This window comes from Flavobacterium sp. UBA7663 (genome assembly GCF_002483315.1).
Lineage (GTDB): Bacteria > Bacteroidota > Bacteroidia > Flavobacteriales > Flavobacteriaceae > Flavobacterium.
The window spans coordinates 219,219-234,045 of sequence record NZ_DLHR01000019.1; the positions used below are offsets into that span (position 1 = coordinate 219,219).

Here is a 14,827-nt window from a genome sequence, read left to right on the forward strand (position 1 = left end):
CTATTTTAACCTTTATTTATTCCAATTATAAACAATCAAGTTGTAAATTTGTACTCAAATTGTATGAAAATGTTTGATGTTCAAAAAGTAAGAGCTGATTTTCCCATTTTATCGCAAAAAGTAAATGGTAAACCCTTGGTGTATTTTGATAACGGAGCTACTTCGCAAAAGCCACAAGTGGTTATTGATGCTATTTCCAAATATTACAGTGAAATCAACGCTAATATTCACCGAGGTGTGCATACGTTGAGTCAATTGGCTACGGATGCGTATGAAGTGTCGCGAAATACGATTCAAAATCACTTGAATGCGAAACATAATCACGAAATCATTTTTACTTCGGGAACGACTTTCGGAATTAACTTGGTGGCGAATGGTTTTGCAAGTTTATTAAAAACTGGCGATGAGGTGATGGTTTCTGCTTTGGAACATCACAGCAACATTGTACCTTGGCAATTTTTATGTGAAAAAACAGGAGCAAAGTTGGTGGTTATTCCAATGAATGAAAAAGGGGAATTAATCCTTTCCGAATTCGATAAATTACTTTCCGAAAAAACGAAAATCGTAACGGTTAATCACATTTCAAATGCGTTAGGAACTGTTAACCCAATTGAATACATCATCAAAAAGGCACATGGAGTAGGAGCGGCCGTATTAATTGACGGCGCACAAGCAACTCCGCATTTGCGTCCAGATCTGCAAGCATTGGATTGTGATTTTTATGTGTTTTCAGGTCATAAAGTGTGTGGTCCAACAGGAGTTGGAATTTTATATGGAAAAGAAGAATGGTTGCGAAAATTACCACCCTATCAAGGCGGAGGTGAAATGATTGCCGAGGTTACGTTCGAAAAAACCACTTATGCCGATTTACCACATAAATTTGAAGCTGGAACGCCAAACATCGAAGGCGGAATTGTTTTAGGAACCGCAATTGATTACATGAATTCGATTGGTTTTGATAACATCGCAGCTTACGAACAAGAATTATTAGATTACGGAACCAAAAGATTACAAGAAATAGAAGGTTTAACGATTTATGGAACGAGTGGAAATAAAGCTTCAGTAATTTCATTTAACATCGAAGGTATCCATCCGTATGACATTGGCACAATTATCGATAAGTTAGGTATAGCGGTTAGAACCGGTCATCATTGCGCCCAACCTATTATGAATTTTTTCAATATTCCAGGAACCATTAGAGCAAGTTTTGCTTTTTATAATACCAAGGAAGAAATTGATATCTTTGTAGAAGCGGTTAAAAAAGCACAAATGATGTTATCTTAAATTTTTTATTATGAAATTAGTCGCATTAGTTTTTAGTATGATGAGCTTTTTTACCAGTTGTAAGTGTAATAAAACTGCAGTTCAAGAAGAAGCAAAAGTTGTGAATACAGAATCAAATTTAGGAGAACAAGTTTCAAATTTACCCGTTGTGGTTTATCAAGAAACGACACGTGGTATGTTTAGAGAAATTACGGTTCGAGAGGGTAAAATTTTTGTTATTACTGCTCGTGGTGCAAAACCAGTTTTTTGGGAATTAAAAAAAGAAGATTATAAAAAATTATTGGATTTATATCAAAAAATAGATTTGAAAAGTTTAAGTTCTTTAAAGGATCCAACACAAAAAAGATTCTATGACGGAGCACCAATAGCAACATTATCTTTTACTAATGAAAAAGATACGTACACTTCTTCTGAATTTGATGGAGGTTTTCCTCCAAAAGAGATAGAAGCTTTTGTAAATGAGTTAATAGTAGTTGCCGAAAAATTAAATAAATAATGACAATTAAAGAAATACAAAACGAAATTGTAGACGAGTTTTCGATGTTTGACGACTGGATGCAACGTTATGAATACATCATCGAATTAGGAAAAACACTTCCGTTAATTGATGAACAATACAAAGTAGACGAAAACATCATCAAAGGTTGCCAATCGAAAGTCTGGGTTCATGGTGAAGAACAGGATGGAAAAATTGTTTTCACAGCAGATAGTGATGCGATTTTAACCAAAGGAATTATTGCTATTTTAATCCGAGCTTTTTCTAATCAATCTCCAAAGGATATTTTAGATGCTAACACCGATTTTATTGACGAAATAGGATTAAAAGAACATTTATCACCAACACGAGCAAACGGTTTGGTTTCCATGATAAAACAAATAAAAATGTATGCTTTGGCATTTCAATCAAAGCAGTAAATCGAAAAATTAAACATATAAGCCATATAAGTTTTTATAATATGATATACTCCACAAAAATTAATACAAGCCATGAAGAATGTAACAAAAACTCATTTAAAGGATTTAGTTTATCAAGTTAACGGAGCAGCAATAGAAGTTCATAAAAGATTAGGTCCGGGATTATTGGAAACTGTTTATCATCAGTGTTTAATAAAGGAATTAGAATTACGAAATATAAATTCAATTTCTGAATGTAATATTCCAATTAATTACAAAGGATTTGAATTGGAATCAAAACTAAGATGTGATATTTTAGTTGAAGATATTTTAGTAGTTGAATTGAAAGCAGTGGCGGAAATGAAACCAATTTATGAAGCTCAACTTTTGACTTACATGAACTTATTGAAAATGCCAATAGGATTATTGATTAATTTTAATGTCAAGAACATTTATTACGAAGGACAACAAACATATGTAAACGAAATATATAAAACAATATGGGATTAACTTATATGACTTATATGTTTAAAAATTTAAAAAATGGAAGAATTTAACGATACAATCAACTTAGGCGAAGACGTTGTCAAAGTTTTAAAAGGAATTTTTGATCCAGAAATTCCAGTAGATATTTACGAATTAGGTTTAATCTATGACGTGATGATTAATGAGGACAACGATGTAAAAATCTTAATGACTTTAACATCACCAAATTGCCCAGTAGCCGAAACTTTACCACAAGAAGTTGAGGAAAAAGTAAAATCTATCGATGCTGTAAAATCTTGTGAAGTTGAAATTACTTTTGATCCGCCATGGAGCAAAGATTTAATGAGCGAAGAAGCAAAATTAGAATTAGGAATGCTTTAAAATAGTAAGCAGTCGCAGTCACAGTAGGCAGTATTTTAAATTTTTTACTGAAAACTGTGACTCAGAACTGTGACTGAAATATGGACGAAATAGTAAATAAAGTAGCACAAAGTTCCTTGATGGTATTCGATTTAGAAGATTACTATCCAGATAATCATGTGGTAGATTTAGATATTTCGCAATGGTTATTAGAAGGATTTATCTTAAAAGAATCCGATTTTCGTGAACAATTAAAAAACAACGATTGGTCTCAATTTGAAGACAAATATGTTGCTTTGTATTGTTCAACAGATGCTATTTTACCAGCATGGACTTATGCTTTAGTTTCTGTTCATTTGGCGCCTCATACATTAAAAGTAATTCACGGAAATAAAGAATTAGCGGTTATTGAATGGTATCAAGATATTTTGCACAAACTCGATTACACTGATTATTTTCAAAAACCTGTAATTTTGAAAGGTTGCTCTAAAAAACCAGTTCCAAATCAAGTATATACTATGGCGATTCAAAAACTAATGAAAGTTGCTAAAAGCGTTATGTTTGGTGAAGCTTGCTCGGCGGTTCCGTTGTTTAAACAAAAATAAGTACCTTTGCGCCTTTAATTTTTAAAAATTTAAGGAATGAAAAAACTTTTTTTATTGATACTATTTGTTTCAACGTTTAGTATTGCTCAAGAAACAACTATTGACACAACAAAACATTGGACTAGAAAAGGCGTTTTTACTTTTTTAGCGAATCAATCTTCTTTTAGTAATTGGCAAGCGGGTGGTCAAAATAACTTCGCAGGAAATATTGGTTTTAATTATGATTTCAATTACAAAAATGGAGATTGGAATTGGGACAACAAATGGATTGTTTCTTACGGTTTAACCAAAATTAAAGGTGCTGATACTCAAAAAACCGATGATAGAATTGAATTAAATTCGTTATTAGGAAAAAAAGCTTCTGGTGAATGGTTTTATTCTGCCTTTTTCAATTTCAAAACACAAATGGATACTGGTTTGGATCCAGCAACTCAAACTGTTAAAATTTCTCATTTCTTTTCGCCTGCCTTTTTTCAATTTGGACCAGGTATGTTATGGAAAAAGAGTGATAATTTAAAAGTGAATATTGCACCAGCAACTTCAAAATTAATTGTAGTACATGACCATTTTACGGAATTTGGTTCGTCTTTTGGAGTAGAGCAAGGAGAAACAACAAGATACGAATTAGGAGCTGCAATTAATGGTTATTATAAATTCAATTTAATGGAAAATGTTTCGGTTGAAAACATCTTGAATTTTTACTCTAACTATTTAGAAGATCCGCAAAATGTTGATATTGATTACCAGTTGAACATTGTGATGAAAATCAACAAATACTTATCTACAAACTTTGCGTTTCAAACGATTTATGATGACAATGCATTTAGAGGCTTTCAAACCAAACAAATTATTGGCTTAGGTGTGAATTACGGTTTCTAATCCAAAATGGCTTAAATAAAACAAAAAGACCTCATTTGAGGTCTTTTTTTATTCGTTTTCAACAGCATCTTTATAATCTGGATATAAAAATTTGTTGTATGGAAATCGGGTGATATGAATTTCTCTGACAGCTTCGTACACTTTTTCTCTAAACTCTTCAAAGTTGGCTTTTTCAGTTGCCGAAATAAACAAAGTGTTGTTTTCGCCTAGTTTGCTCATCCAGGTTCTTTTCCAATCTTCCAAAGTGTAATGTTTAGTTGTCTTTTCAACACTTAAATCGTTTTCATCAAAATAAACTGATTTGAAGGCATCAATTTTATTGAAAACCATTATAGTTGGCTTATCGGCACTTTTAATATCTAATAAAATTTTATTTACTGAAGCAATATGATCTTCAAATTCAGGATGAGAAATATCCACAACGTGAAGTAACAAATCAGCCTCTCTAACTTCATCTAAAGTGCTTTTAAACGATTCAACTAATTGTGTTGGAAGTTTTCTAATAAAACCAACCGTGTCGCTTAAAAGAAACGGCAAATTCTTAATTACGGTTTTACGGACGGTTGTGTCAAGGGTTGCGAATAATTTATTTTCAACAAACACATCACTTTTCCCAACAGCATTCATTAAAGTTGATTTTCCAACATTGGTATAACCCACTAAAGCTACACGAACCATGGCACCACGATTACTTCTTTGAGTGGCCATTTGTTTGTCAATTACTTTAATTTTATCTTTTAGTAATGATATTCTATCGCGTACAATACGACGGTCGGTTTCAATTTCAGTTTCCCCAGGACCGCGCATTCCAATTCCTCCTTTTTGGCGTTCTAAGTGCGTCCACATTCCTGTTAAACGTGGTAATAAATATTGACATTGGGCTAATTCTACTTGCGTTCTTGCATAAGAAGTTTCGGCGCGTTGTGCGAAGATATCTAAGATAAGATTGGTTCTGTCTAATACTTTGCAATCTAATTCTTTAGTAATATTTTTGGATTGTGATGGCGTTAATTCGTCATCAAAGATTACGGTTGTAATATCGCTGTCTTTGATGTAATATTTAATTTCTTCTAATTTACCAGTTCCAACAAAAGTTTTTGGATTAGGCTTATCCATTTTTTGGGAAAAACGTTTTACAACGGTTCCTCCAGCGGTAAAGGTCAAAAACTCCAATTCGTCAAGATATTCGTTTAGTTTCTCTTCACTTTGGTTTTGCGTAACAATTCCTACTACTATTGATTTTTCAAAGTCAATAACTTCTTTCTCTAACATAATCGTTCTTTAAGAATACAAAGGTACGAAATAGCGGGCATAAAAAAAGCGACTCAATTTGAGTCGCTTTTAGAATTTTATAAGAATTGTAATTAGTTAATTACAATGTTGTCAATTTGCATTGTAGTTGTTGGTCCAGAAGTTCCATTTCCAACGTATTCAAATACGAAGAAACCATTTCCTGTTACCCCAGAAGGAATATTATAAACACCACTTGGTGTAAATGATGCTGGGTAACCACTTGGTAATCCTGGAGAAATTGTAAAGTTTGAAGTAATATCAACTAATGTTGCTGTTGTTATTTGTGAACCAGGAACATAGTCAGTTGTATAGTATACTTTTAATACATTTCCATTGTGGAAACCAGCATTTGTAGCAAAAGATAATGTATTTGCTGCTGTCATATTAACAGGAACAATAAATAAAGATCTATTTGCTTCTGGAGTTCCACCAAATGAAGACATTTGAATGTAAGTATTTCCACTGAAGGTTTTTCTTTGCCAATATCTGCTTCCTACAGCTGCATCATTGATGTATTTTGGAAAAACTTGTTGATTAGTTGTTGTGTAAGATGTGAAAGGCTCGTTTAAAGTTGCATCATAAACAATTGCTGAACCTCCGATTGGCGGATATAAATCAATTGCCAATCTTGTATCTGTTAAATTTACATCATTTAAAGTTCTAATCATGAATTGATAATCACTATTATATTTAGTCATTACTCCTCTAATTTTCCCATTAAATGATGGGACTGCATTTGAAGCAAAAGTTGCAAATTCACTAACTCGCACAATGACTTTGTTCCCAAATTCATCTGTAATTTCATGGTTTGTTGCTCCGCCAAAACTATTTAGAGTAGCATCATAGTATTTTTTACCCAAAGACGCATCGGTAAATTGTACCGCATCGAATTCGATTAACATGTTTAAATATTGATCGTTTTTAGCCGCTGCAATACTTAAATCTTTTACTATGTCATTCTCGTTAACATTTTCACAAGATCTTAAAATAACATCTTTATATTCAACTCCAGAAATTCTTCCAACACCGCCTTGATAAGAAGAACCAATAACAGTTGAACCATGTTGTTTGTTGAAATATCTGTTTTTGTCTAATTTGATGGTAACTTTTCTTCCAGGTTCAAATTCGGTATACAAGTTGTAATTGTCAACAGGCATACTAAAACCTTTTAATCCATCTAATGACATCAATGAGATAGATTTGTAGAAGTTCCCACCTTCATCACTTGAAGTAACATAAGCTTCAATGTAGTCAGTTAAAGTTTCGTCAGTTGTATATTGAACTGTTGTAGCAGTTGCAATATCAGTTATTTCAAAAACTTCTTTCGTTGGTGTAATGGTAACACAGTTATCTGATAAATCTGGTGTACCATAATCATCGCCATTAACACATCCTACTAAAGATGCTAAAATGGCTGTTGTTAATACTAATTTTAAGTTTTTCATAGCTATTAATTTTTGGTGATCTTAACATTGTCTAGTTGCAAAGTAGTGGTTACACCTGCTTTGCTTCCTGTGTACTTGAATGCAATTCTTACATTATCACTTTCATAAGAACTGATGTCAATGTTTCCACTACTAACAAAAACGTCATTTGCAGTTGGTGCAGTGAAAGTAAGAGGTGTCCAGGTTGCAGTTGCAATTCCAGCAGTTGTTCCGTCATAATCTGTTGAAATAAAAGCTGTTAACGGATACCCGTTTGCGAATCTTGTTTTTGTTGAAAAAGACAAGATTTCTCCTGTTGTTCCAGTTAAATCAATTACTGGACTTATTAACCAAGCTACATCATTAGTACCTGTTGTAGAATAAAAAGAAGAAAACTCAGCATAAATATTATCATCAAATGTTCTTGCGTGCCACAAGCGAGTTGATAATGGTGTTGATGTTGATGCATTATAGTTTACCCAGCCTTCTAAAGTAATAGGCACTTCAACAGAGCCACTTCCTGTAGTTGAAGTTTCAAATCCTTCATTAAAAGCATAGGTAAAAACGGTAGGAATTGCATAATCATCATCTCCTACACAACTTGTTAAAGCACTTGTACTAAGTACTAACAAGAACATTGTTTTTAAAAATTTTGTTTTCATAGTATATTTTTTTTAGAAGTTAATGTAGAAGTTAACAAAGAATGTTCTTCCGTATCCGTAAAAATATTTTGAACCAAATGAAGGTGTATCATTAGCTTGGTCTGCTTGTAAATCTGGGAAAGTTGCTTTTCTAGATTGCTCAAAACCACCTGTTTTATAAGTCACATCAAAAACGTTGTTTACAGAAGCAAAGAACCCAACAGTGTTACGATTTGCTTTACTTATTCTCCAAGATTTTCCTCCTGTTAAATTTACTAAAGAAAAACTATCAAATTTTTCTTGTTCTAATATCTCTTTAACTGTTTCTGGTGTTGCGCCAGAATAATTGTCTCCCGTAGTACTGTCAATACTGAAATTGTCAGTTCTTAAGATGCTAGCTACATCAATATAGCTGTTTGCTAAATAGTTCACATTAGCTCCAATCCACCAGAAGTTAGGGTCTCTATATTCTAAACCAAATGATGCTGCTGTTTGTGGCATACCTGGTTGGTGGTAATTTTTAATGTAAACAGTTCCAAAGTCAGTTAATGAGTTGTTCCCTGCAGCAGCTAAAGCATCATCGTTTGTTTTTAAGTTAGCATTATCTGAATAGATATACTGACCATAAGAAGCAGCAGCAGTAGCTTTAAGAGTTGAAGTAATTTGGTATTCTAAACCAAGTTCTGCACCCATATTTTGTTTTTCGATACCAGTAACGATTTCACTTACAAATGTATCTTCGTCACCACCATCATCACTTCCAATTCCTTCTCCATAGAAGAATGAAATTTCAGTAGCGTCTTGAATTTTAGAGTAGAAACCAGTTATACGAGCTTTGAATTTTGGTGCTCTTAAGATGTAACTTGCATCAGCACTTGTAATACTTTCGCTTTGTAAGTCTGGAGTAATTACATTGTTCATTCTTGCATTAGAGAAAGAGTTTCTCAAACTTGGAGCTTTTGTTTGGTATAAACCGTTGAAATCTAAATAATTTCTTCCGTTTAATTTGTATGTTAAACCTCCTTTGAATCCGAAGTTTTCAAAAGTGATACTTTCTCCTTTTCCGAAAGAATTATCCGCATAAATTCCATTTCTGTAAATTCCTTCTCTTTGATATTCAGTTCTAGAAAAAGATTGAGCTAAATAAAAATCTGCTTTGTCATAAGTAAATTTGAATTGCGTAAAACCATCAAATGTTAAAGCGTGTAATAAATAGTTATATCCGTAAGATTCGTTTTCACCAACTTGTCTATTTGGGTTATTTAAATCCGATTGGCTAGCATTTCCAGTGTAAAAAGGATCAATATCTAAGAAGTATTGACCACCCATTAAATCTAATAAGTTCTGATAATTATGAGAGCGTAGTTTTCTAAAATTTGCTCCAGCTGTTAAGCTAACATTTTCAGAAATACTTGAGTTTAAAATACTGTTTGCGCTTAACTGGTTGTCATCGGTTCTGTCTTCATATAAAACATAAACACTTCTTCCAGGGAAAGCACTATTTTGATTTGCAATGTACATTGCATCCCAATCAATTTGAGAGTTTTCTCTAAAAGTGTTTCCAATTTCTTCTAATTGAAGAGGAGTATAACCTCCTAAATTACTGAAATAACTTGGTAAGTTTCTGTAATAAGTTGGGTCAGGGTTGTTACCCAATTGGTAATCTAATCTAGAGTTTCCAATTGAACCTGTTTGAAAAGCAACATTAGTGTTTAAGGATGTTTTTTCAGAAATTCTCCAATAATGAGAAAGCATTACAATTGGTTCTTCAACATCTTTATCTCTAGAGTTACGTTTTTTACCTCCTTGGTATCCCCAATACGAATTGTATTCAATTCCCATTAAATCATTTACTTCTTTAGTATTTGGCGATGATTTTCCTCTACTATTTTGAGCGTAAATTGCAGTTAAGTTTAAACTGTGTTTTTCGTTAATTCTTTTCTCAACACTAGCAAATAATGAATTTGCAGCATAGTCAGTTCCTTCAAAGTATCCTTCTTCAGCCCATCTTCTTGATGCAGAAACTACAAATGCCCATCCGTCTTTGTTCATACCAGATGCGTGAGTTCCCATCATTCTCCAACTATAGTTGGTATTTGTTCCAGACATCGAAATTCTTGAACCTGGTCTGTAGAAAGAAGCTCTGGTGTTGATTTCTTGAGTTCCTAAAGCACTACCAAAGGTGTAATCTGATGGTGCAGAACCCATTGTAAATTCTTGATTACGAGTTGCGTCATTTAAACCACCCCAGTTACTCCATTGTGGTCTTCCATCATACAATTTATTCATAGATATACCATTGATCATGGTAACTCCATATTCATTATCTAAACCTCTAATTCTAAAACGAGCTAATCCCCAGTTAAACGCAGCAGCTTGCTGATAAGTATCTCTCGTTGCTTGTAATAAGCCCGAAGTACTTTCTGATCCGCTGTTGTCATCTCCTAAGTCATTTTCTGTAATAGTTACTAAACTTAATTGTTGTTCAGAAGTAACGTCTTCCTCTAAAACAACTACGCCTAAGTCTAATGGTTCCCCATTGTTTGGCTCTAACACGAATGTCTGTTGGTTGTATCCTGTAGACTTAACTACCAATACTTGTTCTCCACCAGGAAGTGATTGAAATACAAAATTTCCGTCAAAATCAGTCAAGGCAGATTGATTCGTGCTTTGAATAGTTGCAACTACGTTTTGTAATGGTTTTTGACTTTTAGCATCGATAACCTTACCTTTTAAGGCTGGATTTTGCTGTGCAAAAACAAAAACAGCTTGCAGCACTAGTAAAGTGCTTAATACAAGTTTTTTCATAAAGAATATTATAATTAATACTTATTTAACGTTAAGTGGTTTAAAACTTAACAGCCTGCAAATGTATAACTTTTAATAATATTATTTACCTTTGGCACCCAATTTGTAATAAACTTGATATTAATATAACATTTGATTTATGAAAATTAAACACCTTTTGGCTGTATTTACCGTGATTTTGTCTGTAAGTAGTGCTTTTTCTCAGGATAAAAAATTTAAAGTGCATACCGTTGCGTTTTACAATTTTGAGAACTTATTTGACACAATTAATGATCCAGACACTTACGATGAAGAATATACCCCCGTAAATGGTTGGACAAAAAAGAATTACAATAAGAAATTAGACAATTTAAGTAGAGTGCTTATTGAGTTAGGTACTAGCGAAGCTCAAAAAAATTCTCCTGTAATTATTGGCGCTTGTGAAATTGAAAACAGAAGAGTTTTAGAAGATTTAGTAAAGCACCCAGCTTTAATTAACAAAGGTTACAAAGTAGTACATTTTGATTCTCCAGACAAACGTGGAATTGATGTTGGATTTTTATATCAAGAAAAACATTTTCAACCTACAAGTTATATAAATGTTCCTTTGTATGTTTATGAATCAGAATCTACTTCTGATAAAAAAGACAAAAAAGAAGAGGAAGAGGTGGAAGAAAATGTAAATTATGATAAAAAAACAAAAAGAATTTACACTCGTGATCAACTTTTAGTTACAGGTTTATTAGATGGGGAAGAAATCAATGTAATTGTAAATCACTGGCCATCACGTTCTGGAGGCGAAAAAAGAAGTAGTCCTTACCGTGAAGCAGCGGGTAGATTGAACAGAAAAATTATGGATTCTATTATTAAAATCAACCCAAATGCTAAGTTTATTACTATGGGAGATTTAAATGATGGAGCATATAATAAAAGTGTAAAACAAGGTATTGGTGCTAAACTGAAAAAAACAGAATTAAAAGAACCAAGAGATGTTTACAATCCGTTTGAGCAAATGGCTAAAGACGGACATTCTTCTTTGTTTTATAGAGATTCAGGCGATATTTTCGACCAAATCATGGTGAGTCAACAACTGGTTCCTGCTGACAACAACGATTATGGTTCATTCAAATATTGGAAGGCAGGTATTTATAATAAACCTTTCTTAATCCAAAAAACAGGACAATACAAAGGATATCCACTTCGTAATCAAAACGGAGTTCCTGGATTCTCGGATCACTTTCCAGTTTACATTTATTTAGTAAAAGAAGTGAAGTAATTCCAATGATAATAATTTAATAAGGTTAGTTTGCAATAAAATGCAGCTAACCTTTTTCTTTTTCTGTAACTTTACATTTTAAATGCAAAAAAGATGGCAATAGGAAAACCGTTTAATTTACAAAAGTGGATTGAGGACAATAAAACATTATTGAAACCGCCTGTTAGTAATAAGAATTTATATGTAGAATCAGACGATTATATTGTAATGATTGTGGGTGGACCCAATGCACGAAAAGACTATCACTACAATGAAACCGAAGAATTGTTCTATCAGTTAGAAGGTGAAATCACAGTTTACATTCAAGAAGATGGGAAAAAGAAAGCTATGAAACTTTCAGCTGGCGACATGTATTTACATCCGGCTAAAGTGCCACATTCTCCTGCTAGAACAGAAGGTTCTGTTGGTTTGGTAATCGAAAGAAAACGAGCTGGAAAAGGATTCAATGATGGTTTACTTTGGTTTTGCGACAATTGTAATCATAAATTACACGAAGTATATTTCGAATTACACGATATAGAGAAAGATTTCTTACCTCATTTTAGTACGTTCTACAATTCGGAAGAAAAAAGAACGTGTAAAAAATGTGGCACTGTAATGGAAACCAATCCTAAGTTTACGACTAAGAAATAGTTAAAAAAGCGCTGTGTAACTTGATACACACAATTATTAAAATATATTTTTTACATTTGTAAAAATTTAACAAAAACCGAATAAAAAGTTATAAAATGATATCTGAAGCAGCAATTCAATTTGGTATGCAAGAAGCTTTGCAACAATTAGGCATTAAAGAAATTAACGAAGGAACTTCTACTGGAACAAAGTGGTTTTCTAACGGAAAAATCATCGAATCATATTCACCAGCAACAGGAGACTTGATTGGAAAAGTAAAATCTTCAACAAAAGAAGATTACGAAACAGCTATGAGTGCTGCAGAAGAAGCGTTCAAAACATGGCGTTTGGTTCCGGCTCCAAAAAGAGGGGAAATCGTACGTCAAATGGGAGAAGAATTACGTAAACACAAAGAAGCACTAGGGAAATTAGTGTCTTTTGAAATGGGTAAATCGTATCAAGAAGGTCTTGGAGAAGTTCAGGAAATGATTGACATCTGTGATTTCGCAGTAGGTTTATCTCGTCAATTACACGGTTTAACGATGCACTCTGAGCGTCCAATGCACAGAATGTATGAGCAATGGCATCCGTTTGGAATTGTTGGAATCATTTCGGCTTTCAACTTCCCTGTAGCAGTTTGGTCTTGGAACACGATGTTAGCATGGATTTGTGGTGACGTTTGTATTTGGAAACCAAGTTCAAAAACGCCTTTATGTGGTGTAGCTTGTCAAAACATCATTCAAACGGTATTAGAAAGAAACAATTTGCCAGAAGGAATCAGCTGTTTAGTAGTAGGTAACGAATCTGGAGATTTAATTAATAACGACAAACGTATTCCATTAGTATCGTTTACAGGTTCTACAAGAATTGGTCGTCACGTATCAAAAACAGTTGCTGAGCGTTTTGGAAACACTATCTTAGAATTAGGTGGAAACAACGCTATTATCGTTTCTCAAGAAGCAGATTTATCAATGGTATTGGTAGGTGCAGTATTTGGAGCGGTAGGAACAGCAGGTCAACGTTGTACATCAACGCGTAGATTAATTGTTCACGAAAGTGTTTACGATAAAACATTAGACGTTTTAGCTAAAGCGTATGCACAGTTAAAAATTGGAAATCCATTAGATGCAAATAATCACGTAGGGCCACTTATCGATAAAGGTGCAGTTCAAGATTACTTAAACGCTATCGAAAAAGCTAAAGCAGAAGGTGGAAGAGTAATTGTAGAAGGCGGTGTTTTAGAAGGAAAAGGATACGAAAGCGGTTGTTATGTAAAACCATGTATCATCGAAGCTAAAAACGAGTTCGAAATCGTGCAACACGAAACATTCGCTCCGGTTTTATATGTAATGAAATACAGCACAATTGAAGAAGCGATTGCAATGCAAAATGCCGTTCCTCAAGGATTATCTTCTTCTATCTTTACCAACAACATGAGAGAAATGGAATTATTCCTTTCTGCTGCGGGTTCTGATTGTGGTATTGCTAACGTAAACATTGGAACTTCTGGTGCTGAAATTGGTGGTGCTTTTGGTGGTGAAAAAGAAACAGGTGGTGGACGTGAATCAGGATCTGATGCATGGAAAGCGTATATGAGAAGACAAACCAACACCATTAACTACGGAACAGCGTTACCTTTAGCACAAGGTATTAAGTTTGATTTCTAAAATAAGTGATTAGTGAAAAGTAATTAGTGAATAGTTACTTTTTGGATATAGAAAAACCCTGCAATCATCTTGCAGGGTTTTTGTTTATTTCAATTTGTCATGCTAAAACTCTTTTCAACAACTCTTTAAAAATTAATCTGGTATAACATATGCTAGATTCTTAACCAAAACTTTTTTTATCTCTTTTGCGTAAATTTTATCAATTATATAAATTTTTTTACCCTCAATAATTTTAGTAAATTCTTCATCTGTCATTTTGTTTATTAAATCTAAACTTAGAATTTGAGTTTTTAATTTCTTATACTCTGTTAATGAAATCATTTTTTGATTTTCATTGTTTTTTCTTGCATTAACATACCAATAGGGATATTTATGATCATTCACAAATATTTTATAAGTAACAATTATAGAGTCTTTTATTTTATCTGTAAAAACCTTAGAACTATCGTTTATTTCAATATAAATGGACTTCTCTTTAGTTTGACCAAAACTATTTAAGCTCAATAAAATAAAAAATATAAAAATTATTCTTTTCATGAATTAATTATTTAAACCATTGGCTAATTTATCCAAAGATAACAAATTGCAAACAAAAACCCCACAAATCAAATTTGCAGGG

15 protein-coding genes are annotated in these 14,827 nt (G+C 33.1%); 10 read left to right on the forward strand and 5 right to left on the reverse strand.

What is annotated here, in order from left to right; all coding sequences use genetic code 11:
* Positions 1-69: 69 nt before the first annotated feature.
* The 7 genes from B2741_RS08340 (at position 70) to B2741_RS08370 (ending at position 4,508) form a co-directional block, all read left to right on the forward strand.
* Complete coding sequence (locus tag B2741_RS08340; RefSeq protein ID WP_291137534.1) at positions 70-1,284, forward strand: aminotransferase class V-fold PLP-dependent enzyme; 1,215 nt, start codon at positions 70-72, stop codon at positions 1,282-1,284.
* Positions 1,285-1,294: 10 nt separating this feature from the next.
* Positions 1,295-1,780, forward strand: a complete 486-nt coding sequence (locus tag B2741_RS08345; RefSeq protein ID WP_291137536.1) for a hypothetical protein — start codon at positions 1,295-1,297, stop codon at positions 1,778-1,780.
* Positions 1,780-2,199 (forward strand): SufE family protein, encoded by a 420-nt coding sequence (locus B2741_RS08350; RefSeq protein WP_291137538.1) that lies wholly within the window; start codon positions 1,780-1,782, stop codon positions 2,197-2,199. Before B2741_RS08345 ends, B2741_RS08350 begins: the two co-directional genes overlap by 1 nt.
* A gap of 72 nt (positions 2,200-2,271) precedes the next feature.
* A complete protein-coding gene (locus B2741_RS08355; protein WP_291137540.1) occupies positions 2,272-2,688 on the forward strand; it encodes a GxxExxY protein in 417 nt (138 codons plus the stop codon).
* 33 nt (positions 2,689-2,721) lie between these two features.
* A complete protein-coding gene (locus B2741_RS08360; RefSeq protein ID WP_111566555.1) occupies positions 2,722-3,045 on the forward strand; it encodes an SUF system Fe-S cluster assembly protein in 324 nt (107 codons plus the stop codon).
* Positions 3,046-3,125: 80 nt separating this feature from the next.
* Positions 3,126-3,629: a DUF2480 family protein gene (locus B2741_RS08365; protein ID WP_291137543.1), complete on the forward strand. Its 504-nt coding sequence runs from the start codon at positions 3,126-3,128 to the stop codon at positions 3,627-3,629.
* Between the two features lie 36 nt (positions 3,630-3,665).
* A complete protein-coding gene (locus tag B2741_RS08370; RefSeq protein WP_291137545.1) occupies positions 3,666-4,508 on the forward strand; it encodes a DUF3078 domain-containing protein in 843 nt (280 codons plus the stop codon).
* A gap of 48 nt (positions 4,509-4,556) precedes the next feature.
* Here the strand turns inward: B2741_RS08370 and hflX are convergent, their stop codons facing one another.
* The 4 genes from hflX to B2741_RS08390 all read right to left on the reverse strand — a co-directional run bounded on the left by hflX (position 4,557) and on the right by B2741_RS08390 (position 10,674).
* Positions 4,557-5,780 carry a GTPase HflX gene (gene hflX / locus B2741_RS08375; protein WP_291137548.1) on the reverse strand — a complete coding sequence of 408 codons (1,224 nt, stop codon included), beginning with the start codon at positions 5,778-5,780 and terminating at the stop codon, positions 4,557-4,559.
* A 92-nt stretch (positions 5,781-5,872) separates the two neighbouring features.
* The gene (locus B2741_RS08380; protein ID WP_291137551.1) at positions 5,873-7,246 is read right to left on the reverse strand and encodes a DUF5689 domain-containing protein; all 1,374 of its coding nucleotides are present in this window, start codon (positions 7,244-7,246) and stop codon (positions 5,873-5,875) included.
* Positions 7,247-7,251: 5 nt separating this feature from the next.
* The gene (locus B2741_RS08385; RefSeq protein WP_291137554.1) at positions 7,252-7,887 is read right to left on the reverse strand and encodes a choice-of-anchor J domain-containing protein; all 636 of its coding nucleotides are present in this window, start codon (positions 7,885-7,887) and stop codon (positions 7,252-7,254) included.
* 12 nt (positions 7,888-7,899) lie between these two features.
* Positions 7,900-10,674 carry a TonB-dependent receptor gene (locus B2741_RS08390; protein ID WP_291137557.1) on the reverse strand — a complete coding sequence of 925 codons (2,775 nt, stop codon included), beginning with the start codon at positions 10,672-10,674 and terminating at the stop codon, positions 7,900-7,902.
* Between the two features lie 139 nt (positions 10,675-10,813).
* Here B2741_RS08390 and B2741_RS08395 point away from each other — a divergent pair, with 139 nt between their 5' ends.
* From B2741_RS08395 to B2741_RS08405, 3 genes are all read left to right on the forward strand, one after another.
* The gene (locus tag B2741_RS08395; RefSeq protein ID WP_291137560.1) at positions 10,814-11,929 is read left to right on the forward strand and encodes an endonuclease/exonuclease/phosphatase family protein; all 1,116 of its coding nucleotides are present in this window, start codon (positions 10,814-10,816) and stop codon (positions 11,927-11,929) included.
* 93 nt (positions 11,930-12,022) lie between these two features.
* On the forward strand, positions 12,023-12,562 hold the full coding sequence (locus B2741_RS08400; RefSeq protein ID WP_291137563.1) for a 3-hydroxyanthranilate 3,4-dioxygenase: 540 nt from the start codon (positions 12,023-12,025) through the stop codon (positions 12,560-12,562).
* A 95-nt stretch (positions 12,563-12,657) separates the two neighbouring features.
* Positions 12,658-14,208, forward strand: a complete 1,551-nt coding sequence (locus B2741_RS08405; RefSeq protein ID WP_284698654.1) for an aldehyde dehydrogenase family protein — start codon at positions 12,658-12,660, stop codon at positions 14,206-14,208.
* 132 nt (positions 14,209-14,340) lie between these two features.
* Here B2741_RS08405 and B2741_RS08410 read toward each other — a convergent pair whose 3' ends face one another.
* Positions 14,341-14,745 carry a hypothetical protein gene (locus B2741_RS08410; protein WP_291137565.1) on the reverse strand — a complete coding sequence of 135 codons (405 nt, stop codon included), beginning with the start codon at positions 14,743-14,745 and terminating at the stop codon, positions 14,341-14,343.
* Positions 14,746-14,827: the final 82 nt, after the last annotated feature.

Coding starts and splice junctions, on each gene's coding strand:
- B2741_RS08355 (WP_291137540.1), top strand. CDS start 2,272: ATGAAGAATGTAACAAAAACTCATTTAAAGGATTTAGTTTATCAAGTT.
- B2741_RS08340 (WP_291137534.1), top strand. CDS start 70: ATGTTTGATGTTCAAAAAGTAAGAGCTGATTTTCCCATTTTATCGCAA.
- B2741_RS08350 (WP_291137538.1), top strand. CDS start 1,780: ATGACAATTAAAGAAATACAAAACGAAATTGTAGACGAGTTTTCGATG.
- hflX (WP_291137548.1), bottom strand. CDS start 5,780: ATGTTAGAGAAAGAAGTTATTGACTTTGAAAAATCAATAGTAGTAGGA.
- B2741_RS08385 (WP_291137554.1), bottom strand. CDS start 7,887: ATGAAAACAAAATTTTTAAAAACAATGTTCTTGTTAGTACTTAGTACA.
- B2741_RS08365 (WP_291137543.1), top strand. CDS start 3,126: ATGGACGAAATAGTAAATAAAGTAGCACAAAGTTCCTTGATGGTATTC.
- B2741_RS08410 (WP_291137565.1), bottom strand. CDS start 14,745: ATGAAAAGAATAATTTTTATATTTTTTATTTTATTGAGCTTAAATAGT.
- B2741_RS08345 (WP_291137536.1), top strand. CDS start 1,295: ATGAAATTAGTCGCATTAGTTTTTAGTATGATGAGCTTTTTTACCAGT.
- B2741_RS08380 (WP_291137551.1), bottom strand. CDS start 7,246: ATGAAAAACTTAAAATTAGTATTAACAACAGCCATTTTAGCATCTTTA.
- B2741_RS08360 (WP_111566555.1), top strand. CDS start 2,722: ATGGAAGAATTTAACGATACAATCAACTTAGGCGAAGACGTTGTCAAA.
- B2741_RS08370 (WP_291137545.1), top strand. CDS start 3,666: ATGAAAAAACTTTTTTTATTGATACTATTTGTTTCAACGTTTAGTATT.
- B2741_RS08390 (WP_291137557.1), bottom strand. CDS start 10,674: ATGAAAAAACTTGTATTAAGCACTTTACTAGTGCTGCAAGCTGTTTTT.
- B2741_RS08405 (WP_284698654.1), top strand. CDS start 12,658: ATGATATCTGAAGCAGCAATTCAATTTGGTATGCAAGAAGCTTTGCAA.
- B2741_RS08400 (WP_291137563.1), top strand. CDS start 12,023: ATGGCAATAGGAAAACCGTTTAATTTACAAAAGTGGATTGAGGACAAT.
- B2741_RS08395 (WP_291137560.1), top strand. CDS start 10,814: ATGAAAATTAAACACCTTTTGGCTGTATTTACCGTGATTTTGTCTGTA.